Raw genomic sequence first — 22,267 nt, forward strand, 5'->3', positions numbered from 1 at the left:
GCGCGAGCGCGAACCGCGCGGGGTCCCTCAGGAGGAGGGTCCTTTTCCCCGCGCGAACCGCTGCTCCTCGATCAACCGGATCACCTCCGCGTACTCGGCTTCGTTGCCCTTGTACTTCTCGCTCATGAAACGAGCGAGGTCGGCCGGCGTCCGGCCCGCCCCATCACGCACGTCGGGATTCGCCCCGGCTTCGATGAGCAGGCGGACCGCCCGGAGATTCGGCGCCTTCGCCGCGGAGTGCAGCGCGGTCCATCGCGTCGGGTTGTTTTCATCCGCAGCATTGAGGTCCACGCCGGCGTCCATGAAGTGGCGCAGCAGCCGCCGGGCTTCCTGCGTGTCCTGCAGGGCGGCGGCCCGAACGGTGGCCGCCTGCGTCGTCGGCGTCTTCACTTCCTCGGGCGCCGGATGGAGTGCATACAGCACCTGACGACAGGCCCAGGCGAGGGGCGGCGTCTCGTCGCTCATGCAGGACAAAAGCCGTACCGAGTCGCTGGACGCCAGGTAGTGGATGGCCCAGCCGGGAGGGACCGCCACCAGCGCGACAGCCGCGGCGAGGCCGATCTTCAGTGCTCGCGACGCCATGGCGCCCATGTTCATGTCCTCCCTGTGCTGCGTCGATGCCGTCCGACCAACGGCTCTTGTGCAACTGCCCGTGGAGTGTCAGTCAGCCAGGCAGCCACCGGTATCAAAGCGTTCCCCGTGCCACGGAACAAGGCTCCGGCCGACGCCTCGAGAAGCACTTGGCGTGACCGTCTCACTCCTTTCACGTCTGGAAAAGTCCTGGCCTTGGCAAGTCCCGGCCGCTGACGGCAAGCCGCGGTGATCACGTAACCCCTCGAGCGTCTTTGCAATCCCTTGTAGCGTCGGAGCACGCCTGGCCTGTGCCACTATGTTGGCACTCACAAGCGTTTCTGGAGGGGAGATGGCTGGCTTCTCCAAGTTCTACGACTACTTCCTCGAGAACATGCAGGGCCTCGGGCTCCCCGCGCCGGACGAGATGTACGGCAACCTGCCGCTCGCCTTGAGCAACCTCACCGGGATGCAGCTTTTCATCGAGAGCCACGGGGCGCAGGTGACGGTCAAGGAGCTCATCGGCGCCGGCCTTCGAGGCGACAAGCTGAGCGCCATCGGCGGCATGCTGGCGTCCTTCTACGTCAGCGCCGTCGTCGGCAGCATCGCCGTTGCAACCGGTCGTTGCCTGGGGAAGGCCGCGACCATGGCGGACGTCCTGCGGTCGGCCCGCGAGCACGGCTTCAACAGCCCCTGGCTGGCCGGCCATCTGGCCCGCAACCCTGGCATGTACGACCCGACGGTGTCCGGACGCAAGCGCCACCGCCACCACGCCGCGGCCTGAAGAGGACCGGCTGCTCCCCGTTGCGCCAGCGACCACCGGTCGCGGCAGGGGACTGTGCGGCTCGCGTGTCGTCCGTCGCAAGTGCTAACGTGGCGGCCCCGCGAAAGGTGCGCCCGGGGCCGTCCGGGCGGCCCATGCTGCCGCTGCGGGCAGCGGCCCACCGGCCGCCTGTTGCCGCCGTGGCACCTCCCTCTGCCGGGGGAGAAACGGGCCGGTCCCCGGTACGCCAAAATAGCGGGGTTTTGTTTGTTCACAACGCGCCGTGCGGCGGGTCCGAGTTCACCTCGATCCCCACCACGGCGCATAGCGTTGAAAGATCACCACTTGCGCGCGAAAGAGCCCTCAGAGCCGGCAGTCGTGAGCGGGGCCGAGCTGCCCCATACCCCCATGATGCAGCAGTACCTTCGCATCAAGGCCGACTTCCCGGAAACGCTCGTCTTCTACCGGATGGGCGACTTCTACGAGCTGTTTTTCGACGACGCGGTCAAGGCCAACCGGCTGCTGGACATCACCATCACCACGCGCGGCCAGTCGGCCGGCCAGCCGGTCGTGATGGCCGGCGTGCCGGTGCACTCGGTCGAGGCCCACCTCGCCAAGCTGATCAAGCTGGGCGAGGCGGTGGCCATCTGCGAACAGGTCGGCGACGTCGGTGCGGCCAAGGGGCCGGTCGAACGCAAGGTGGTGCGGGTCGTCACGCCCGGCACGGTGACCGACACCGAGCTGCTGGCCGACAAGCGCGACACCCTGCTGCTGGCCTTGCACCACAAGGGCGCCACCTTCGGCCTGGCGTGGCTGGGCTTGAGCAACGGCCAGCTCGGCGTCACCGAATGCTCGGGCCGCGAACTCGGCACCTGGCTGGCTCGCCTCAACGCGGCCGAGCTGCTGGTGGCCGGCGACGAGTGGCCCGAGGCGGTGCGCCAGGCGCGTGTCCCGCTGACCCGCCGGCCGAGCTGGCAATTCGACGCCCCTCTGGGCGCGCGCAAGCTCTGCGATCAGCTGCGCGTCGCCAGCCTGGCGGGCTTCAACGCCCAGGACCTGACGGTCGCCCATGCGGCCGCGGCCGCCCTGCTCTGTTATGCCGAGCACACCCAGGGCCGCGCGCTCGCGCACGTCGCCACGCTCAGCGTCGAACGCGCCAGCGACCTGCTGGAACTGCCGCCGGCCACGCAGCGCAACCTCGAACTCACCCAGACCCTGCGCGGCGAGGACAGCCCCACCCTGCTGTCGGTGCTCGACACCTGCCGCACCGGCATGGGCAGCCGGGCGCTGCGCCGCTGGCTCACCTATCCGCAGCGCGACCGCAGCGTGGCACTGCGCCGCCAGGAGGCGGTGGGCGCCTTCATCGAGCACGGCTACGACGCGCTGCGCGAGGCCTTCAAGCAGGTCAGCGACGTCGAGCGCATCACCGCCCGGGTGGCGCTGCGCCAGGTGCGCCCGCGCGAGCTGGCCGGCCTGAGGGCCACCTTGCTGGTGCTGCCGCAGCTGCGTGCCACCCTGCCGGCCGACGCCACGCCGCTGCTGGCCGAGCTGAACGAGGCGCTTTCGCCGCCCGCCGAGATCGGCCGGATGCTGGCCGCTGCGATCGCCGAGGACCCGGCCGTGCTGGTGCGCGACGGCGGCGTGATCGCCCCCGGCTTCGACGCCGAGCTCGACGAGCTGCGCGCGATCAGCCAGAACTGCGACGCCTTCCTGATCGACCTGGAGACCCGCGAACGCAGCCGCACCGGCATCGGCAACCTGCGGGTGCAGTTCAATCGCGTGCACGGCTTCTACATCGAGGTGACCCAGGGCCAGCTCGACAAGGTGCCGATGGACTACCAGCGCCGCCAGACCCTGAAAAACGCCGAGCGTTTCATCACGCCCGAGCTGAAGGCCTTCGAAGACAAGGCCTTGTCGGCGCAGGAGCGGGCGCTGGCGCGCGAGAAGATGCTCTACGAGCAGCTCATCGACGCGCTGCAGCCCCACCTGCCCGCGCTGGGCGCGCTAGCGCGGGCCCTGGCCGCGCTCGATGCGCTCGCCGCACTGGCCGAGCGCGCCGCGACCCTCAACTGGGTGCAGCCGCAGTTCGTCAAGGAGCCCTGCCTGGAGATCGAGCAGGGCCGCCATCCGGTGGTCGAGGCGCGCCTGCAGGAAACCAGCGCCGGCCCCTTCATGCCCAACGACTGCCGGCTCGACGCCAACCGCCGCATGCTGGTCATCACCGGCCCCAACATGGGTGGCAAGTCGACCTTCATGCGCCAGGTGGCGCTGATCGCGCTGCTGGCGGCGATCGGCTCCTGGGTGCCGGCCAAGAGCTGCCGGCTCGGGCCCATCGACGCGATCCATACCCGCATCGGCGCCGCCGACGACTTGGCCAACGCCCAGTCCACCTTCATGCTGGAGATGACCGAGGCGGCCGCCATCATCCACGGCGCCACCGAGCACTCGCTGGTGCTGATGGACGAGATCGGCCGCGGCACCTCGACCTTCGACGGCCTGGCGCTGGCCGGCGCCATCGCGACCCACCTGCACGACAGGAACCGCTCCTTCACGCTGTTCGCCACGCACTATTTCGAGCTGACCGAGTTCCCGGCCAAGCACGAGCGCGCCGTCAACGTGCATGTGTCGGCGGCCGAGTCGGGCGAGGACATCGTGTTCCTGCACGAGATCCAGCCGGGCCCGGCGAGCCGCAGCTACGGCGTGCAGGTGGCCCGCCTGGCGGGCATGCCGGCCACCCTGGTGCGCCAGGCGCGCGCCGCGCTGGAAGCGCTCGAAGCCCAGCAGCGCGCCAGCAACGCCCAGATCGACCTGTTTGCCGCGCCCGCCGCGCCAGTGGCCGAAGAGCGCGTACCCTCGCCGGTCGAGGAGGCCCTCGCCGAGATCCAGCCCGACGCGCTGTCCCCGCGCGAGGCGCTGGACGCGCTGTACCGCCTCAAAGACCTACAACGGAGACCCGCATGACGTACTGCGTTGCCATGTGCCTGGACCAGGGCCTGGTGTTCCTGTCCGATTCCCGCACCAACGCCGGCCTGGACCAGATCAGCACCTTCCGCAAGATGACGGTCTACGAACGCGAGGCCGACCGCGTGATGGTCCTGCTCGCGGCCGGCAACCTCGCCATCACGCAGGCGGTGCGCCAGCTGCTCGGCAGCCACACCATCGAGGGCGAGCACGGCGAGCCGCTCTCGATCTGGGACTGCAGCAGCATGTTCGATGCCGCCCGGGTGCTGGGCAGCGCGATCCGCAAAGTCTACGAACGCGATGCGGAATCACTGAAGAACTTCAGCATCGACTTCAATGTCAACCTGATCTTCGGCGGCCAGATCAAGGGCGAGCCGATGCGCCTGTTCAATGTCTACGCCGCCGGCAACTTCGTCGAGGCCGGCCCCGACGGCGTCTGCTACTTCCAGATCGGCGAGTCCAAGTACGGCAAGCCCATCATCGACCGGGTGGTCAAGCGCGACACCCCGCTGGACGAGGCGGCCAAGTGCGCGCTGGTGTCGATGGACTCCACGCTCAAGTCCAACCTCTCGGTCGGCTTGCCGCTGGACCTGCTGATCTACCACGCCGATTCGCTGCATGCCGAGCGCATCGTGCACATCGACGAGCACGACCCCTACTTCCGGATGATCCGCAGCAGCTGGGGCCAGCGCCTGCGCGACGTGTTCCAGTCCATCCCCAATCCGGCCTGGGACGATCCGAGTTCGCAATCCGGACTCAGACCGCAGGGCGCGCAGCAGGAGCAGAGCCTGAACCCGATCCGCAAGGTCAGTGCCCCTCGCCAGGTCTCGTGAGGACGGCGCCTTGCGCGGGCCGGCCGGTGCGCGGCACCCCGCTTGCTTTGTTTTAAGTTCCAACCTCTTCCGGCACAGGACGCCAGGCTGATGTCGACCAAGCTTCCCCTTGTCTTCTCGCACGCCAACGGATTTCCCGCAGCCACCTACCGGCTCTTGTTCGAACACTTCCGCGAGGGCGGCTACGAGGTCCATGCGATCGACAAGTTCGGCCACGATCCCCGCTACCCGGTCACCAGCAACTGGCCCCACCTGCGCGACCAGCTGGCCCACTTCGTCGAGCGCGAGGTCAACGACGGCCCGGCCTTCCTGGTGGGCCATTCGCTGGGCGGTTTCCTCAGCATGCTGGTGGCGATCCACCGGCCGGAGCTGGTGCGCGGCGTGGTGCTGCTGGACTCGCCGGTGATCTACGGCGTCAAGGCGCGCGGCGTGCAGCTCTTCAAGTCCACTGGCTGGATCGGCAAGGTCGGCCCCGGCAAGATCGCGCGCCAGCGCCGCACCACCTGGAGCAGTGCCGCGGAAGCGCTGGCGCATTTCCAGAGCAAACCCAACTTCGCGCGCTGGCATCCCCAGGTGCTGCGCGACTACGTGCACAGCGGCATGCACGGCGGCGGCGAAGAGCACCGCCTGAGCTTCCAGCGCGAGGTCGAGACCGACATCTACAACACCCTGCCCCACCACATCCACCGGCTGCTGGACCGCGAGCCGCTCAAGTGCCCGGTCGCCTTCATCGGCGGCACCGGCTCCCGCGAGGTGCAGCAGGTGGGCCTGCGGGCGACGCGCGAGGTGACGCAGGACCGCATCACCTGGATCGAAGGCAGCCACCTCTACCCCTTCGAAAAGCCCCTGGAGACGGTGGAGGCGACGATCGCCTGGCTGAAGGCCTTCGAGTGCGCCTGAGCCGCGGCCGCCCGCCGCGGGGCAAGGCCCGTGCCGGCGCGGCGCAGGGCGGCCCGGCGTCCGCCGCGCGAGGCCAGCAGGGGCGAGGCGCCGCATCGGCCGGCGTCGATATAATGCCTCTTTACCACCACAGCGGTCGCGAAAGCGGCGGCTGCAAACAATGACCAAGTTTGTCTTTGTCACTGGCGGTGTGGTGTCCTCCCTTGGCAAGGGCATCGCTTCGGCCTCCCTGGCCGCGATCCTCGAATCGCGCGGCCTCAAAGTCACCCTCATCAAGCTCGACCCGTACATCAACGTCGATCCCGGGACCATGTCGCCGTTCCAGCACGGCGAGGTGTTCGTGACCGACGACGGCGCCGAGACCGACCTCGACCTGGGCCACTACGAGCGTTTCATCACCACCAAGATGAAACGCTCCAACAACTTCACGACCGGCCAGATCTACAAGTCGGTGCTCGAGAAGGAACGCCGCGGCGACTACCTCGGCAAGACGGTGCAGGTGATTCCTCACATCACCAACGAGATCCAGGAGTACGTGCGCCGCGGCGCCGGCGTCGGCACGTCCGAGGCGGTCGACGTCGCGATCGTCGAGATCGGCGGCACCGTGGGCGACATCGAGTCGCTGCCCTTCCTGGAAGCGGTGCGGCAGATGAGCCTGAAGCTCGGGCCCAACAACACCGCCTTCGTGCACCTCACCTACGTGCCGTGGATCGCCGCCGCCGGTGAACTGAAGACCAAGCCGACCCAGCACACGGTGCAGAAGCTGCGCGAGATCGGCATCCAGCCCGACGCGCTGCTGTGCCGCGCGGACCGCCGCATCCCGGACGACGAACGCGAGAAGATCTCGCTGTTCACCAACGTGCCCGAGTACGGCGTGATCTCGGTCTGGGACGCCGACACCATCTACAAGGTGCCGCGCATGCTGCATGAGCAGGGCCTGGACCAGCTCATCTGCACCAAGCTGCACCTCTCGACCAAGCCGGCCGACCTGGGCCGCTGGGACAGCCTGGTGCACGAGGTCGAGCACCCGAGGCACGACATCACGATCGCGATGTGCGGCAAGTACGTCGACCTGAGCGACTCGTACAAGTCGCTCAACGAAGCGCTGCGCCACGCCGGCATCCACAACCATGCACGCGTCAAGATCGAGTACGTCGATTCCGAGGAGCTGACGCCGCAGACGGTGGACAAGCTGGCCCGCTTCGACGCCATCCTGGTGCCCGGCGGTTTCGGCAAGCGCGGTGTCGAGGGCAAAATCCTCGCTGCGCAGTACGCCCGCGAGCACAAGCTGCCCTACCTCGGCATCTGCCTGGGCATGCAGGTCGCGACCATCGAGTACGCCCGCCACATGGCCGGCCTCTCCGGGGCCAACAGCAGCGAGTTCGACCCGCAGACCCAGCACCCGGTGATCGCGCTGATCGACGAGTGGCAGGAAGCCGACGGCTCGATCCAGCGCCGCGATGCCAGCTCCGACCTGGGCGGCACGATGCGCCTGGGCGCGCAGAGCTCCGACGTCAAGCCCGGCACCCTCGCCTACGAGATCTACGGCCCGGTGGTCAACGAGCGCCACCGCCACCGCTACGAGGCCAACGAGAAGTACCTGCCCCAGCTGGAGAACGCCGGCCTGGTGGTCTCGGCCATCACCCAGCGCGAAAAGCTCACCGAGATCGTCGAGCTGCCGCGTGAGGTGCACCCGTGGTTCATGGGCGTGCAGTTCCACCCGGAGTTCAAGTCCACGCCCTGGGGTGGCCACCCGCTGTTCACCTCCTACATCCGCGCGGCGCTGCAGCACCAGCAGTCGCGCAGCGGCAAGGCCGGCGCATGATGCCCTGCCCCTGCCTGCCGTCGTCCATCTTTCGCTGAGGAGCAAGCCATGCAACTCTGTGGCTTCAAGGTCGGCCTCGACCAGCCCTTTTTCCTGATCTCCGGCCCCTGCGTGGTCGAGTCCGAGCAACTCCAGATGGACACCGCCGGCGCGCTCAAGGAGCTGACCGCCGAGCTGGGCATCCCCTTCATCTTCAAGTCCAGCTACGACAAGGCCAACCGCTCCTCGGGCAGCTCCTTCCGCGGCCCCGGCATGCAGAAGGGCCTAGAGATCCTGGCCAAGGTCAAGCGCGAGCTGGGCGTGCCGGTGCTGACCGACATTCACAGCGAAGCCGAGGTGGCCGAAGTGGCCGCCGTGGTGGACGTGCTGCAGACGCCGGCCTTCCTGTGCCGCCAGACCGATTTCATCCGCGCGGTGGCCCAGAGCGGCAAGCCGGTGAACATCAAGAAGGGCCAGTTCCTGGCCCCCGGCGACATGAAAAACGTCATCGACAAGGCCCGTGCCGCGGCGCGCGAGAAAGGCCTGCCCGAGGACAACTTCATGGCCTGCGAGCGCGGCGCGAGCTTCGGCTACAACAACCTGGTGAGCGACATGCGTTCGCTGGCCATCATGCGCGAGACCGGCGCGCCGGTGGTCTTCGACGCCACCCACTCGGTGCAGTTGCCGGGCGGCCAGGGCACCAGCTCGGGCGGCCAGCGCGAGTTCGTGCCGGTGCTGTCGCGCGCGGCCGTCGCGGTCGGCGTCGCGGGGCTTTTCATGGAGACCCACCCCGACCCCGCCAAGGCGCTCAGTGACGGGCCCAACGCGGTGCCGCTCAAGCGCATGAAGGGGCTGCTGGCCAGCCTGGTCGAGTTGGACCGCGTCACGAAGCGGAACGGTTTCCTGGAAACCGATTTTTCCTGACTTCATCCACAAGAACCGATGAGCGCCTACATCATTGCCGACGTCACGGTCACCAACGAAGCGCAGTACGCCGACTACCGGAAGTGGTCGACGCTGGCGATGCGCGCGCACGGCGCGGAGGTGCTGGTGCGCGGCGGCAAGATCGAGGTGCTTGAAGGCTCGTGGCACCCCACCCGCGTGGTGGTGCTCAAATTCCCGACGATGGACAAGGCGCGCGCCTTCTATGACTCGCACCAGTACCGCCGTGCCCGCAATGCACGCGAGTACAGCGCCGTGATGCGCATGGTGCTTGTTGAGGGCGTGTAACCGGAATCTGTTCCAATCGTCGGCCACACCACCACAAAGATTCACCACTGAATTAGGAAGAGGAAACCTGCATGAGTGCCATTGTTGACATCGTCGGCCGCGAGATCCTGGACAGCCGCGGCAACCCGACCGTCGAGTGCGATGTGCTGCTGGAGTCCGGCGTGATGGGCCGTGCCGCGGTGCCGTCGGGCGCCTCCACCGGCTCGCGCGAGGCGATCGAGCTGCGCGACGGCGACAAGGGCCGCTACCTGGGCAAGGGCGTGCTGAAGGCGGTCGAGCACATCAACACCGAGATCTCCGAGGCCGTGCTGGGCCTGGACGCCTCGGAGCAGGCCTTCCTGGACCGCACCCTGATCGACCTGGACGGCAGCGACAACAAGTCGCGCCTGGGTGCCAACGCGACGCTGGCGGTCTCGATGGCGGTGGCCCGCGCCGCCGCCGAGGAGTCCGGCCTGCCGCTGTACCGCTACTTCGGCGGCTCCGGTTCGATGCAGATGCCCGTGCCGATGATGAACGTCATCAACGGCGGCGCGCATGCCAACAACAACCTCGACCTGCAGGAGTTCATGATCCTGCCGGTCGGCGCGCCCAGCTTCCGTGAAGCGGTGCGCTACGGCGCCGAGGTCTTCCACGCGCTGAAGAAGATCATCCACGACAAGAACATGAGCACCGCGGTGGGCGACGAAGGCGGCTTCGCGCCCAGCGTCGCCAGCCACGAAGCGGCGATCCAGCTGATCCTGGAGGCGATCGAGAAGGCCGGCTACACCCCTGGCGAGCAGATCGCGCTGGGCCTGGACTGCGCGGCCAGCGAGTTCTACAAGGACGGCAAGTACCACCTCGAAGGCGAAGGCCTGACCCTGAGCGCCCAGGAGTGGACCAACGTGCTGGCGACCTGGGTCGACAAGTACCCGATCATCAGCATCGAAGACGGCATGCACGAAGGCGACTGGGACGGCTGGAAACACCTGACCGAGACGCTGGGCAAGAAGGTGCAGCTGGTGGGCGACGACCTGTTCGTCACCAACACCAAGATCCTGCGTGAAGGCATCGAGAAGCGCATCGGCAATTCCATCCTGATCAAGATCAACCAGATCGGCACCCTGACCGAGACCTTCGCCGCGATCGAGATGGCCAAGCGTGCCGGCTACACCGCCGTGATCTCGCACCGCTCCGGCGAGACCGAGGACTCGACCATCGCCGACATCGCGGTGGGCACCAACGCCGGCCAGATCAAGACCGGCTCGATGAGCCGCTCGGACCGCATCGCCAAGTACAACCAGCTGCTGCGCATCGAGGAAGACCTGGGCGACATCGCCAGCTACCCCGGCCGCGCCGCGTTCTACAACCTGCGCTGAGCCTGTCATGCGCCTGCCTCTCGTCACCCTGGCGCTCGCCGCGCTGCTGCTGCTGGTGCATGCCGAGCTGTGGTTCGGCAAGAACGGCGTGCACCGGGTGGTCGAGCTGCAGCGCAAGCTGGCCGAGCACCAGGGCAGCAACGAGGCGGCGCGCGAACGCAACGCGCAACTCGAGGCCGAGGTGCGCGACCTGAAGGAAGGCCTGGAGATGGTGGAGGAGAAGGCCCGTTTCGAGCTGGGCATGGTGAAGCCGAACGAGGTTTTCGTGCAGGTCTCCACCGCCCCCTGACCTGCTGCCGCTGTTGACGACGGAGCCCTGCGGGGCTCCGTTTTTCCTTGGGTGCCGGACACATCATGGACAGCCTGCTTGCCGCCGCCGCACCGCTGATGGTCAGCGCCTTCACGCTCTGGGGGGCGCCGGTCACCCGCCTGGAGATCGTTGCCTTCGTGCTGTCGGTCGCGATGGTGGCCTGCAACATCCGTGTGATCCCCTGGGGCTGGCCGCTGGCGATCGTCAGCTCGCTGCTGTACTACCTGCTGTTCTGGAAGTACGGCCTCTACGGCGACGCGGTGCTGCAGCTGTTTTTCGTCGTGGTGGCCTTCTGGGGCTGGTGGCAGTGGCTGCGCGGCCGCAGGGGGGACGGCTCCCCCTTGCGCGTTCACTCGATGTCCTGGGCGGGCCGCGCCCGGGTGGCCCTGTGTGTCGCCGCCGGCTGGCCGCTGCTGGGCCTCTACCTCGACCGCTACACCGACTCGACCGTGCCCTACTGGGACGCCTTTCCGACGGTGGCGAGCATCGCCGGGCAATTCCTGCTCGGGCGCAAGCTGGTCGAGAACTGGCCCACCTGGATCATCGTCAACACGGTTTGCGTCGCGCTGTTCGCCTACAAGGCGCTGTGGCTGACGGTGCTGCTCTACCTGCTGTTCATCGCGATGGCGGCGGTGGGCTGGAGAGCCTGGCGGCGGCTCGCCGCGGAGGCGAGCTGATGGGCCGGGTCGTCGCGGTGCTGGGCGCCGAAAGCACCGGCAAGACGGTGCTGGCCCAGGCCCTCGCGGCACGCCTGCGTCGCCACGGAGCCGACGCGGTCGCGGTGCCCGAATACCTGCGTGTGTTCTGCGACGCCCACGGCCGTACGCCGCGCGAGGACGAACAGCGCCATATCGCCGAGGAGCAGACCCGGGCCATCGCCACCGCGGCGGCCCGCCACGACATCGTGGTGGCCGACACGACGGCGCTGATGATCGCGGTCTACAGCGACTTCGTGTTCGGCGACCTGTCGCTCTATCCCTATGCCGAAGAGATGCAGGCCCAGGTCTCGCTGACCTTGCTGACCGGGCTGGACCTGCCCTGGGTGGCGGACGGGCTGCAGCGCGACGGCCCGCATGTGCGCGAAGCGGTCGACGTGAAGGTGCGTGCGGCCCTGCAGCGCGCCGGCGTGGCGCACAGCGTGGTCTACGGCGTCGGGGCGGCGCGGGAGGAGGCGGCCTGGCGGGTGGTCTGCCCGCTGCTGCCGCAGGGCGTGGCGGCGCCGGCCCCGGACGGGGCGTCGGCAGGCCCGGGCCACGTGTACTGCGCCGAATGCCTGGACGCGCGCTACGAGCGCCTGTTCACCGGCCTGCTGCGCTCGCAGCCGCCGTCCTGAACCGCGGCCGCCCGCGGCGCTACTGCATGCTGCTCGACGCCGGCGGATGATCGCGGTCCGGCGTGAACAGCCCGCCGACGTCGACCGGGTCGAAGTGGTAGTTCGCGCCGCAGAACTCGCAGCCGATCTCCACCCTGCCCTGCTCGCCGAGGATGTCATCGATCTCCTCGCGGCCCAGGCTCAGCAGCATGTTGCCGACGCGCTCGCGAGAGCAGGTACAGGCAAAGCGGGGCCCGTCCTCGCCGCGCTGCGGCTCGAAGCGGCGCAGGTCCTCTTCCCAGAACAGGCGGTGCAGGATGGTGTGGGCGTCCAGCGTCAGCAGTTCCTCGGGGCTCAGCGTGCTGGCGAGGTGGGCGATGCGGTTGAAACCTTCGCTGAGGCCGATGTCGTCCTCACGCTGGCGCGTGCCGGCCAGGTTGCCCTCCCCCTCGATGGGCAGGCGCTGGATCAGCAGGCCGGCGGCAATCTCGTCGTTGGCGGCCAGGATGAGCCGCGTGTCCAGCTGCTCGGACTGCAGCATGTAGTGCTCCAGCACCTCGCTGATGCGCTGCAGCGGCTCGCGCCGGTCGCCATGCAGCGGCACCACACCCTGGTAGGGCTGCTGGCCGGGGAACTTGTCCTTGGGGTCCAGCGTGATCGCACAGCGGCCCTGGCCGTGCACATTGACCATCGCCTCCAGCGCGGCCCCGGCCGGCACCTCGCCCACCACCTTCGCGGTGGCACGCAAGGTCAGGTCCGGCTGCACCTCGGCCACCGCGAGCTTGAGCGGTCCGTCGCCGGAGATCTGCAGCACCAGCGCGCCGTTGAACTTGATGTTGGCCTGCATCAGCACGCCGGCCGCGGCCATCTCGCCCAGCAGCTGGCGCACCGGCGCCGGGAAGGGGCCGCTCTGCTCGCGCCGCCGCAGGATGTCCTGCCAGGCATCGGTCAGCCTCACCAGCATGCCGCGCACGGGCAGCCCCTCGAACAGGAACTTGTGGAGCTCGCTGGGGATGGAGGAAGTGTTCAAAACGCGTGGGTCCTGTGGGGTCGTGGGGGTCGGTGGCGCCGGGCTCAACCCAGCTTCTTCAGCCCGGCCTTGAAGCGCCGGGCATTCTGGACATAGTGGGCGGCGCCCGCCTGAAAGGCGGCGATCTGCTCGGGCGAAAGCTGCTTCACCACCTTGGCCGGAACGCCGAGGATCATCGAGCCGTCGGGGAACTCCTTGCCCTCGGTGACCAGCGAGCCGGCGCCCACCAGGCAGTTGCGGCCGATCTTCGCACCGTTGAGCACCACCGCCTGGATGCCGATCAGCGAACCGTCGCCGATGCTGCATCCGTGCAGCATCACCTGGTGGCCCACCGTGACATTCTCGCCGATGTTCAACGGCTGGCCGTAATCGGCGTGCAGCACCGAATTGTCCTGCACATTGGAGTTGCGACCGATGCGGATCGTCTCGGTATCGCCGCGCACCACGGTGCCGAACCAGACGCTGGCGTTTTCGGCCAGCTCGACCTTGCCGATCACGTCGGCGCTGTCGGCCACCCAGGCCGTGTCATGCAGTTGCGGGGCGTCGTCGCCCAACTGGTAGAGGGCCATGATGAAAATGTCTCCGGTCGCCGAGGAGCCATAATTTTAGAGATGAAGCTTCGCACCCGCGCCCTGCACCTCCTTACCCTGGCCGACCCCGCGGACAAGGCGGCCGGCACGCGCGCGCTGTGGGAGGCCTGCAACGCCGGCCTGGCCCCGGATCCAGACGACGAGATCACCGAGCCGCCGGCCCTGCCCGGCCGCCCCCTGCGGCCCGCACTCGTGCCGGCCGACGCGGTGCCGCGCCGCTCGCCCTTCACCACCGAGGGCCGGGCGGCCCTGCTGCATGCCATCGCCCACATCGAGTTCAACGCGATCAACCTCGCGCTGGACGCGGTCTGGCGCTTCGCCGGCATGCCGGACGCCTTCTACCGCGACTGGCTGCGGGTGGCGAGCGAGGAGGCGCTGCATTTCTCGCTGCTGCGCGCGCACCTGGGCACGCTCGGCCACGACTACGGCGACTTCGACGCCCACAACGGCCTGTGGGCCATGACCGAGCGCACCCGCCACGATGTCGTCGCACGCATGGCGCTGGTGCCGCGCACGCTCGAAGCCCGCGGGCTGGACGCGACGCCGCAGATCCAGGCCAAGCTGCGCAAGGCGGGCGACCTGCACGCGGTGGAGATCCTCGACATCATCCTGCGCGACGAAGTCGGCCACGTCGCGGTCGGCAACCACTGGTACCGCTGGCTGTGCGAATGCCGGGGGCTGGACCCGATCGCGCTCTACCCCGAGCTGGTGACGCGCTACGAGGCGCCGCGGCTGCGGCCGCCCTTCAACCTGGAGGCGCGGCGTGCGGCCGGCTTCAGCCCTGCGGAGCTGGATGAGCTGCAGCGCTCGGCAGCGCCGCCGCGGGGCTGAGGCAGGCCGGCGGCTCAGTCGAAGAAGTAGCGCTTGAGCCCCGCCAGGATCATCTCGACCGAGATGGCCGTCAGCACCAGCCCCATCAGCTTCTCCACCGCGCTCACCACCGAGTCGCCGAGCAGGTGGCGGATGCGGTCCGCCGACAGCAGCACCGCGCCCGAGACCACCATCACGACGGTCAGCGCGGCCACCCATTCCACCATGCGGTCCGGCTGGCGCGAGGCCAGCAGCAGCACCGTGGCCATCGCCGAGGGCCCGGCCATCAGCGGCACCGCGAGAGGGAAGATGAAGGGCTCGCGATCGTCCTCGGACGCGTAGATGGATTCGCCGTGCGCAAAGATCATGCGGATCGCGATCATCAGCAGGATCACACCGCCGGCGACCTCCAGCGAGCGCTCCGACAGGTGCATCAGCCTGAGGAAGCCCTGGCCGGCGAACATGAAACCCAGCAGCACGCCGAAAGCCAGCAGCACCTCGCGCAGCGCGACCCGGCGGCGCCGCTGCGGCGCCACCCGGCGCATCACCGCGATGAAGATCGGCAGGCTGCCGAAGGGGTCGAGCACCAGCAGCAGCAGGATGAAGGCGGAGACGAAGGTGTGGTCCATGCGCGGAATTCTGGCATCCGGTCCGTGAATCTGGCACGCGGCGGCGGGCTTGTTCGGGGGACCGCCGGGGCCGTGAGCTGTTAGGCTGCTTCCGACACCGTCTCCGCCCTTTGCCCTGCCCGCCGTGCGTGCCAGCCTCAAGTTCAAGCTTTCGTTTGCCGTCGCCGCGCTGGCCGTGACGCTCGGTGCCCTGGCGGGCTGGCTGCAGCGCGAGCACATGAGCCAGGACTACCTGCAGCTGATCGAAGGCCAGCAGCAGTCGCTCACCATCGCGACCGCCGATGCGCTGGCCGAGAAGCTGCAGATGCAGCTGCGCCTGCTGCAGCGCTCGGCCGAGACGCTGCGCGCCGCGCCGCTCGGGTCGGCGGCAGCCGCCCAGGCGGCCTTGCAGCCACTGGCCCCGGCGCAGACCCTCTTTTCCAGCCTCTACCTGGTCGGGCGGGACGGCCACCTGATCGGCGGACAAGTGGGCGGCACGGTTCCCGCCGGGGTCGACCTGAGCGACCGCGAGTACTTCCGCATCGCCCTCGATGCCGGGGAAGCCAATATCTCCGCGCCGCTGATCAGCCGGGTCAGCGGTCGCCCCGCGGTGCTGATGGCGGCCCCGGTGATGGGCGCCGAGGGCAGCGTGCGGGCCGTGCTGGTCGGGTCGCTGGACCTGCAGAACCCCAACGCCCTCGGCGCGCTGAGCCACGCCAAGGTCGGCAAGACCGGGTACTTCGCGGTTGTCACGCGGGGCGCCAACCCGGTCTACGTCATGCACCCCGAACCCGCCCGGGTGTTGAGTCCGGCAAGGCCGCTCGAAACCACACGCTCGACAGCCCCCCTGGCCGCAAGCCCTGCCGCTCGCGGCGCCGTCGCCACAAGTGGCGGCGGCGATGCCATCGTGACCCGCCACTACATCAAGAGCGTCAACTGGGAGGTGCAGGCGCTGCTGCCGGCCGCCGAGGCGCTCGCACCGCTGCAGCAGGCACGCGCCGCGCAGTTGCGCGAGACCATGGTGCTGGCCTTGTGTTTCGCCGCCCTGGTCTGGGCCTGCACCTGGTGGCTGCTGCGCCCGCTGGGTGCGCTCGGCCGCACCATGCGCGCGCTGCGCGAGGGCAGCACGCGTCTGCCGGGCAGGACGCTGCGGCGCCGCGACGACGAGATCGGCGACGTGACGCGCGAGTTCGTCGGCCTGATGCAGCAGCTGCGCTCGGGCACCGCCGAGCTGGAGGCGGCGAACCGCGCGCTGCAGCACAGCGAGGAGCGCGTGCGCAGCATCCTGACGCACGCCCCCGACGCCTTCGTCGGCATCTCCGTCGAGGGCCGGATCAACGCCTGGAACCAGCGCGCCGAAGCCACCTTCGGCTGGTCCGCCGCCGAGGCCATCGGGCGCGACTTCGATGAACTGCTGATCCCGCCGGCACAGCGCCCGGCCCGGGCCGATTGCCTGGCGGTGCTGCGAGGCGCCGGCGAAGGGCCGGCGAGGTGCGAGCGTTATGAAATCACGACGTTGCACCGCGACGGCCACGAGATCCCGGTGGAGCTGTCACTGGCCTCGGTGACCCAGGGCGACAGCCATGTCAGCCTGGCCTTCCTGCACGACATCAGCGAGCGCCGGCAGGCGCAGCAGCTGCTGGCCGACAAGGAGAGGCGGCTGCGCGCGATCACCGACAACCTGCCGGTGCTGATCGGCTACATCGACCGGGACCGGCGCTACGCCTTCACCAACGAAACCTACCGCCGCTGGCTGGGCGTGCCGCCCGAGAGCATGCTGGGACGCAAGGTCGAGGACGCAATCGGCTGCGAGCTGTACGAAGAACGCCGCCAGCACCTGGAGGGTGCGCTCGCCGGCGAGCGGGCGAGCTTCGAGACCCACTCGGTGCTGGGCGGCGTCCCGCGCTACCTGCGCATCGACTATGTGCCCGATGTCGACGCCGACGGGCAGGTGGCCGGCGTCTACACCCTCAGCACCGACATCACCGGCCAGAAGGAGGTCGAGGCCCGCCTGAGCCAGCTGGCGCGCTCGGACACCCTCACCGGGCTGCCCAACCGCTACGAGTTCGAGCGCCGGCTCCAGGAGGCCATGGCGCGCTGCCGGCGCACGCTGCAGCCCATGGCGCTGCTGTATCTCGACGTCGACAAGTTCAAGAGCATCAACGACAGCCTCGGACACGCGGCCGGCGACGAGGTGTTGAAGGAGTTCGCGCAACGCCTGAAAGCGGCCTTGCGCGGCACCGACACCGTCGCGCGCCTGTCGGGCGACGAGTTCGTCATCGTCCTCGAAGGGCTGCGCGGACGCGACGAGTCGCAGTTCGTCGCGCGCAAGATCGTCGGCACCGTGCGCAAGCCCTTCGACGTCCAGGGACGCGAGCTCGAGGTCACGACCAGCATCGGCATCGCCCTCTACGAGGGCGGCCCGCTGCCCGAACAGGAGCTGCTGGCGCGCGCCGACGAAGCGCTGTACGTGGCGAAAAAGGCCGGCCGCGACCGTTTCCACGTGGCCGGCTGAGGCACCGCCCCAGGCCGCGGCTCAGCCGCGCGGGTGGTGCAAGGCGTGCAGGATCTTCAGGCGCTCGCGCGCCACGTGGGTGTAGATCTGGGTGGTGGAGATGTCGGCATGGCCCAGCAGCATCTGCACCGCGCGCAGGTCGGCGCCATGGTTGAGCAGGTGGGTCGCGAAGGCATGCCGCAGCGTGTGCGGCGAGATCGGCACCCGGATGCCGGCCTGGAGCGCGTATTTCTTGATCAGGTTCCAGAACATCTGGCGCGTCATCGCGTCGCCCCGCACCGTGACGAACAGCGCCTCGCTGCTGCGCGCGCCCAGGATGGCGCCGCGCCCGGCGGCGAGGTAGCGGCGCAGCCAGGCATGCGCCTCCTCGCCGAAAGGCACCAGGCGCTCCTTGCTGCCCTTGCCCATCACGCGCAGCGCGCCCTCGTCCAGCCCCAGGTGCACGGTCTTGAGCGTCACCAGCTCACTGACCCGCAGGCCACTCGCATACATCAGCTCCAGCATGGTGCGGTCGCGCAGGCCCAGCTCGGTCGCGACGTCCGGCGCGGCCAGCAGATCCTCGACCTGCTGCTCGCTCAAGGTTTTCGGCACCCGCATCGGCTGTTTCGCGGTGCTGAGCCTGAGCGTGGGGTCGGCGCTGACGAGATGCTCCCGCAGCGCCCAGCGGAAATAGCGCCGGAACACCGCGAGGCGCCGGTTGGCCGAGGTCGCCTTGGTACCGGCCCGGTGCACCGCATAGCCCAGCAGGTCGACCTCGGTGCTGGCGTCCAGCGCCTTGCCCTGCTCGCCCGCCAGCCACTGCACATAGAGCGAAAGGTCGCGCCGATAGGCGGCCAGCGTGTTGGCCGACAAGCCTTCCTCGATCCACACGGCGTCGATGAAGCGGTCGATGGAGGCCTGGCTCTGCTGCAGTGCGGACATGAGAGACGGCAACAAACAACAAGGAAAAAGCCACCGGCCCGGCGGGGCGGTGGCTGGTCTGGGGCCCGCGAAGCTTAGTCGAGCTTGAGCTTCTGCTGCTCGACCACCTTCTTGTAGACCTCGAACTCGGTCTTGGTCTGGGCCGTGAACTCCTGGGGCGTGTTGGCGACGATCAGCGAGCCGGTGTCCTCGATGCGCTTCTTGACCTCCGGCAACTCGACCGTCTTCTTGACCGCAGCGTACACCTTGTCCACCACCTCCTTGGGCAGGTTCTTGGGCGCATGGATCCCGTAGTAGGCCATGCGGTTCACCGGCTCCAGGCCGACTTCCTTGAAGGTCGGCACATTCGGCAGCACCGCCAGGCGCTGCGGCGCCGCGACGACGATGGGGATCAGGCGGCCGTCCTTGATGAAAGGCAGCGCGGAGGGCAGGTTGTCGAAGATCATCGGCACCTGGCCGGCCACCGTGTCGTTGAGCGCCGGGCCGGCGCCGCGGTAGGGGATGTGGGTCACGAAGGTGCCCGACAGCTGCTTGTACAGCTCCATCTGCAGGTGGCCGATGCCGCCGGTGCCCGAGCTGGAGTAGCTGTACTTGCCGGGGTTCTTCTTCAGCTCGGCGACGAAACTCTTGTAGTCCTTGGCCGGGAAGGACGGGTGCACCGCGATCACGTTGGGCGTGGCCGCGATATTGATGATGGACGTGAAGTCCGTCAGCGGGTTGTAGGGCGTCTTGGGGTTGATCGCGGGGTTCGACGCGGTGGTCGAGACCGTCGCCACGCCCAGTGTGTAGCCGTCCGGCTGGGCCCGCGCAATCTCGCCGGCGCCGATGATGCCGCCGCCCCCCGCCTTGTTCTCCACCACCATGGTCTGGCCGAGCGCAGGCTGGATCTTGTCGGCCACCACGCGGGCGATGATGTCCGTGGTGCCGCCTGGGGCGAAGGGCACCACGAGGCGCACCGGCTTGGCCGGGTAAGCCTGGGCCCAGGCTTGGCCACCGGCCGCCAAGGCGAGCGGCATCGAGAGAACGGCCAAGAGGTGTCTACGCTGCATACCAAAATCTCCAAGGTGAGGATTCACGAACCCGGGGGGCACCGCGAGCCGGCTCGGCCCGTGACTGCACCACGACGGTTTCGCCGCATCCTAGCCGCCTTCGAGCGGCCAGGGCGTGACGGGCATTCACGCGCCTTGGCCGTATGCTGGAATACGCATGCACCTTCAGGGATTGTGGGAACTACCAACCCGGGTTGGTCCCAGTGAGTTCATCCTCGCACCCTCCCGACCTCCGCCCGCGCATGTCCACTGCCCTGCTCCTGCTGCCCGACTGCCTGCTCATCCTGGGCGGCTTCCTGCTGTGCCGCTACTCGGCCCTCAACCGCCCGGTCTGGGACTCGGTCGAGCGGCTGGTCTACTTCCTGCTGTTCCCGGTGCTGCTCTTCAACACCATCGTCAAGAGCCCGCTGGACTTCGGCACCGCCGCCCCGCTGGCCGCCTCGGGGCTGGGGGTCGTGCTGATCGGCGTCGGCTGCAGCTATGCGCTGGGCCGGCTGCCGGGCGTGGACAGCAAGCTGCACGCTTCGGGCGCCCAGGTGGCGTTTCGCTTCAACTCCTATGTGGCGCTGGCGCTGGCCGACAAGCTGGCAGGCCCAAACGGTGTGGTCTGGACCGCGATGCTGGTGGCGGTGTGCGTGCCGGTCTGCAATTTCGGAGCGGTGTTTGCGCTGGCGCGCCACGGCGGGCAGCAGTTCTGGCGCGAGATCGGGCGCAACCCGCTGATCCTCGGCACGGTGGCGGGGCTGCTCGCCAACCTGCTCGGCCTGCGTTTCGGCAATCCCGTGACGCCGGCGCTCGACCGCATCGGCCAGGCCGCCCTGCCGCTGGGGCTGATGGCGGTCGGCGCAGGGCTCAAGCTGGGCGGCCTGTCGGCCGCGCCGGGCCTGGCTGCCGGGCTGCTGGGCATCCGCCACCTGGTGTTGCCGCTGGCGGCGCTGGCGGCGGTGCACCTGCTCGGCGTGCCGGCGGCCCAGCAGCCCATCGTGGTCGCCTTCGCCTCGCTGCCGACCGCCTCCAGCTGCTATGTGCTGGCCATGCGCATGGGGGGGCAACGGCGGCTATGTGGCGGGGCTGGTGACTTTGTCCACCCTGCTCGGCATGGCGTCCATCCCGCTCTGGCTGAGTGTGCAGCGGTTGTTCTGAGGCAGGTTCAGGCGGACTGCTGCAAAGCCCACTCGATGTGCTCTGCCAGCAGCGGCGAGGCCTCTGGCAGCACCTCGCGCAAGGCCTGCTCGATGGCCGGCGCCGGCCCCGCGCGCAAGGCATTGCCCATCGCCACCGCCAGGTTGCGCCGCCAGCGCTCGTGGCCGATGCGGCGGATCGGACTGCCCTCGGTGTGGCGCAGGAAGTCGGCCTCGCTCCAGGCCCACAGCTGCAGCAGGCTGGGCTCGGCCAGCGCCGCACGGGTGTCGAAGTCCGGCAAGGTGGCGCGCTGGGCGTACTTGTTCCAGGGGCAGGCCAGCTGGCAGTCGTCGCAGCCGTAGATGCGGTTGCCCATCGCTGCGCGCAGCTCCACCGGAATGGGCCCGTCGTGCTCGATCGTGAGATAAGAGATGCAGCGCCGCGCATCCAGCCGGTGCGGCGCGACGATGGCGCCCGTCGGGCAGGCCTGCAGGCAGGCGCTGCAGGAGCCGCAGTGGGCGCTCTCGGGCGCGCTGGCCGGCAAGGTCAGGTCGACATAGATCTCGCCGAGGAAAAACATCGAGCCCGCCTCGCGGTTCAGCACCAGCGTGTGTTTGCCGCGCCAGCCCTGGCCGCTGCGGCTCGCCAGCTCGGCTTCCAGCACCGGTGCCGAGTCGGTGAACACGCGGTGGCCGAAGGGCCCGAGCCGTTCCGCCATGCGGTCGGCCAGCTTCTGCAGGCGCTGGCGCATCACCTTGTGGTAGTCGCGGCCGCGCGCATAGAGCGAGACGGTGGCGTCCTGCGGCCGGGCGAGCCGGTCGAACTCGATGGCCTGCCAGCCCGGCGGCGTGCCGCGCGACAGGTAGTCCATGCGTGCCGTGATCACGCTCACGGTGCCGGGCACCAGCTCCGCGGGCCGGGCGCGCTTGAGGCCGTGGGCGGCCATGTAGTGCATCGAACCGTGAAATCCTTGGCCCAGCCAGGCCGCCAGCCCCGGCTCGGCGCTGGCGAGGTCCACGCCGGAAACGCCGATCTGTGAAAATCCGAGCTCGCGTGCCCACTGTCCGATCTCGGCCAGCAGGGCGGCGTGATCGACGACCTTGGATTGATGCATCCCCCGATTTTAGAAACCCGCCGTCTTCACTGGCCCGACGAAGCCGCCTGTGCAGGCTTCGCGCAGGGCCTTGCGGCCAAGCCCGCGCTGCGCAACGCCCTCATCGAACTGCAGGGCCCGCTGGGCGCAGGCAAGACCACCTTCGTGCGCCACCTGCTGCGCGCGCTGGGAGCGAGCGGGCGCATCAAGAGCCCGACCTATGCGGTGATGGAGCCCTATGAACTGCCCGGCCTGGCGGCCTGGCATTTCGACTTCTACCGCTTCGACGACCCGCGCGAGTGGGAGGACGCCGGCTTTCGCGATGTCTTCGCCGCGCCGGGCCTCAAGCTCGTCGAGTGGGCCGAGCGCGCGGCCGGCCTGCTGCCGGTTGCCGACCTGCGCATGGAACTTGCCATCCGTGACGACAACCAACGCGAAGTGAAGCTCTCGGCCAACACCGCCGCCGGCGTGGCGCTGCTGGCCCCCTGAAC

At 69.0% G+C, this 22,267-nt stretch carries 21 protein-coding genes and 1 pseudogene; 15 read left to right on the top strand and 7 right to left on the bottom strand.

Going from position 1 to position 22,267, the window contains the following annotated elements; genetic code table 11:
- Nucleotides 1-27: 27 nt before the first annotated feature.
- Nucleotides 28-597, bottom strand: a complete 570-nt coding sequence (locus tag OOT46_RS06975) for an ankyrin repeat domain-containing protein (protein WP_265402873.1) — start codon at nucleotides 595-597, stop codon at nucleotides 28-30.
- 325 nt (nucleotides 598-922) lie between these two features.
- On the opposite strand from OOT46_RS06975, the gene OOT46_RS06980 reads away from it, so the two are divergent.
- The 11 genes from OOT46_RS06980 to OOT46_RS07030 all read left to right on the top strand — a co-directional run bounded on the left by OOT46_RS06980 (nucleotide 923) and on the right by OOT46_RS07030 (nucleotide 12,059).
- Complete coding sequence (locus OOT46_RS06980; RefSeq protein WP_265402874.1) at nucleotides 923-1,354, top strand: hypothetical protein; 432 nt, start codon at nucleotides 923-925, stop codon at nucleotides 1,352-1,354.
- 387 nt (nucleotides 1,355-1,741) lie between these two features.
- Nucleotides 1,742-4,294, top strand: a complete 2,553-nt coding sequence (gene mutS / locus OOT46_RS06985; RefSeq protein ID WP_265402965.1) for a DNA mismatch repair protein MutS — start codon at nucleotides 1,742-1,744, stop codon at nucleotides 4,292-4,294.
- A complete protein-coding gene (locus tag OOT46_RS06990) occupies nucleotides 4,291-5,127 on the top strand; it encodes a proteasome-type protease (RefSeq protein WP_265402875.1) in 837 nt (278 codons plus the stop codon). Before mutS ends, OOT46_RS06990 begins: the two co-directional genes overlap by 4 nt.
- Nucleotides 5,128-5,217: 90 nt before the next feature.
- The gene (locus OOT46_RS06995; RefSeq protein ID WP_265402876.1) at nucleotides 5,218-6,027 is read left to right on the top strand and encodes an alpha/beta fold hydrolase; all 810 of its coding nucleotides are present in this window, start codon (nucleotides 5,218-5,220) and stop codon (nucleotides 6,025-6,027) included.
- 160 nt (nucleotides 6,028-6,187) lie between these two features.
- Nucleotides 6,188-7,852 carry a CTP synthase gene (locus tag OOT46_RS07000; protein ID WP_265402877.1) on the top strand — a complete coding sequence of 555 codons (1,665 nt, stop codon included), beginning with the start codon at nucleotides 6,188-6,190 and terminating at the stop codon, nucleotides 7,850-7,852.
- A 48-nt stretch (nucleotides 7,853-7,900) separates the two neighbouring features.
- Nucleotides 7,901-8,755, top strand: coding sequence for a 3-deoxy-8-phosphooctulonate synthase (kdsA, locus tag OOT46_RS07005; protein ID WP_265402878.1), 855 nt, complete (start codon nucleotides 7,901-7,903; stop codon nucleotides 8,753-8,755).
- A gap of 18 nt (nucleotides 8,756-8,773) precedes the next feature.
- A complete protein-coding gene (locus tag OOT46_RS07010) occupies nucleotides 8,774-9,061 on the top strand; it encodes a DUF1330 domain-containing protein (protein WP_265402879.1) in 288 nt (95 codons plus the stop codon).
- Between the two features lie 71 nt (nucleotides 9,062-9,132).
- Nucleotides 9,133-10,416 (top strand): phosphopyruvate hydratase, encoded by a 1,284-nt coding sequence (eno, locus tag OOT46_RS07015; protein WP_265402880.1) that lies wholly within the window; start codon nucleotides 9,133-9,135, stop codon nucleotides 10,414-10,416.
- Nucleotides 10,417-10,423: 7 nt separating this feature from the next.
- A complete protein-coding gene (gene ftsB / locus OOT46_RS07020) occupies nucleotides 10,424-10,705 on the top strand; it encodes a cell division protein FtsB (protein ID WP_265402881.1) in 282 nt (93 codons plus the stop codon).
- A 65-nt stretch (nucleotides 10,706-10,770) separates the two neighbouring features.
- Nucleotides 10,771-11,403 carry a nicotinamide riboside transporter PnuC gene (gene pnuC, locus OOT46_RS07025; protein ID WP_265402882.1) on the top strand — a complete coding sequence of 211 codons (633 nt, stop codon included), beginning with the start codon at nucleotides 10,771-10,773 and terminating at the stop codon, nucleotides 11,401-11,403.
- Entirely contained in the window at nucleotides 11,403-12,059 is a 657-nt protein-coding gene (locus OOT46_RS07030; RefSeq protein WP_265402883.1) for an ATP-binding protein, read from the top strand. Before pnuC ends, OOT46_RS07030 begins: the two co-directional genes overlap by 1 nt.
- A gap of 19 nt (nucleotides 12,060-12,078) precedes the next feature.
- Here OOT46_RS07030 and OOT46_RS07035 read toward each other — a convergent pair whose 3' ends face one another.
- A complete protein-coding gene (locus OOT46_RS07035; protein WP_265402884.1) occupies nucleotides 12,079-13,068 on the bottom strand; it encodes an Hsp33 family molecular chaperone HslO in 990 nt (329 codons plus the stop codon).
- Nucleotides 13,069-13,112: 44 nt separating this feature from the next.
- Entirely contained in the window at nucleotides 13,113-13,637 is a 525-nt protein-coding gene (locus OOT46_RS07040; RefSeq protein ID WP_265402885.1) for a gamma carbonic anhydrase family protein, read from the bottom strand.
- Nucleotides 13,638-13,679: 42 nt separating this feature from the next.
- Between OOT46_RS07040 and OOT46_RS07045 the strand changes: the two genes are divergently transcribed.
- Nucleotides 13,680-14,489, top strand: a complete 810-nt coding sequence (locus OOT46_RS07045) for a ferritin-like domain-containing protein (RefSeq protein ID WP_265402886.1) — start codon at nucleotides 13,680-13,682, stop codon at nucleotides 14,487-14,489.
- A gap of 14 nt (nucleotides 14,490-14,503) precedes the next feature.
- Here the strand turns inward: OOT46_RS07045 and OOT46_RS07050 are convergent, their stop codons facing one another.
- Complete coding sequence (locus tag OOT46_RS07050) at nucleotides 14,504-15,097, bottom strand: MarC family protein (RefSeq protein WP_265402887.1); 594 nt, start codon at nucleotides 15,095-15,097, stop codon at nucleotides 14,504-14,506.
- Between the two features lie 124 nt (nucleotides 15,098-15,221).
- On the opposite strand from OOT46_RS07050, the gene OOT46_RS07055 reads away from it, so the two are divergent.
- Nucleotides 15,222-17,591 (top strand): diguanylate cyclase domain-containing protein, encoded by a 2,370-nt coding sequence (locus tag OOT46_RS07055; RefSeq protein ID WP_265402888.1) that lies wholly within the window; start codon nucleotides 15,222-15,224, stop codon nucleotides 17,589-17,591.
- Nucleotides 17,592-17,612: 21 nt separating this feature from the next.
- Here OOT46_RS07055 and xerD read toward each other — a convergent pair whose 3' ends face one another.
- Together xerD and OOT46_RS07065 are read right to left on the bottom strand one after the other, a co-directional pair.
- On the bottom strand, nucleotides 17,613-18,512 hold the full coding sequence (gene xerD / locus OOT46_RS07060; protein WP_265402889.1) for a site-specific tyrosine recombinase XerD: 900 nt from the start codon (nucleotides 18,510-18,512) through the stop codon (nucleotides 17,613-17,615).
- Between the two features lie 74 nt (nucleotides 18,513-18,586).
- Entirely contained in the window at nucleotides 18,587-19,561 is a 975-nt protein-coding gene (locus tag OOT46_RS07065; protein ID WP_265402890.1) for a tripartite tricarboxylate transporter substrate binding protein BugE, read from the bottom strand.
- Nucleotides 19,562-19,803: 242 nt separating this feature from the next.
- On the opposite strand from OOT46_RS07065, the pseudogene OOT46_RS07070 reads away from it, so the two are divergent.
- Nucleotides 19,804-20,704: pseudogene (locus OOT46_RS07070) on the top strand (AEC family transporter).
- Nucleotides 20,705-20,711: 7 nt separating this feature from the next.
- On the opposite strand, the gene queG reads toward OOT46_RS07070, so the two are convergent.
- A complete protein-coding gene (gene queG, locus OOT46_RS07075) occupies nucleotides 20,712-21,797 on the bottom strand; it encodes a tRNA epoxyqueuosine(34) reductase QueG (RefSeq protein ID WP_265402891.1) in 1,086 nt (361 codons plus the stop codon).
- On the opposite strand from queG, the gene tsaE reads away from it, so the two are divergent.
- Entirely contained in the window at nucleotides 21,792-22,265 is a 474-nt protein-coding gene (gene tsaE / locus OOT46_RS07080; RefSeq protein WP_265402892.1) for a tRNA (adenosine(37)-N6)-threonylcarbamoyltransferase complex ATPase subunit type 1 TsaE, read from the top strand. The two genes, queG and tsaE, sit on opposite strands and share 6 nt — an antisense overlap.
- Nucleotides 22,266-22,267 lie beyond the last annotated feature (2 nt).

Source organism: Aquabacterium sp. A7-Y (genome assembly GCF_026153205.1).
Taxonomy (GTDB): Bacteria; Pseudomonadota; Gammaproteobacteria; order Burkholderiales; family Burkholderiaceae_C; genus Caldimonas.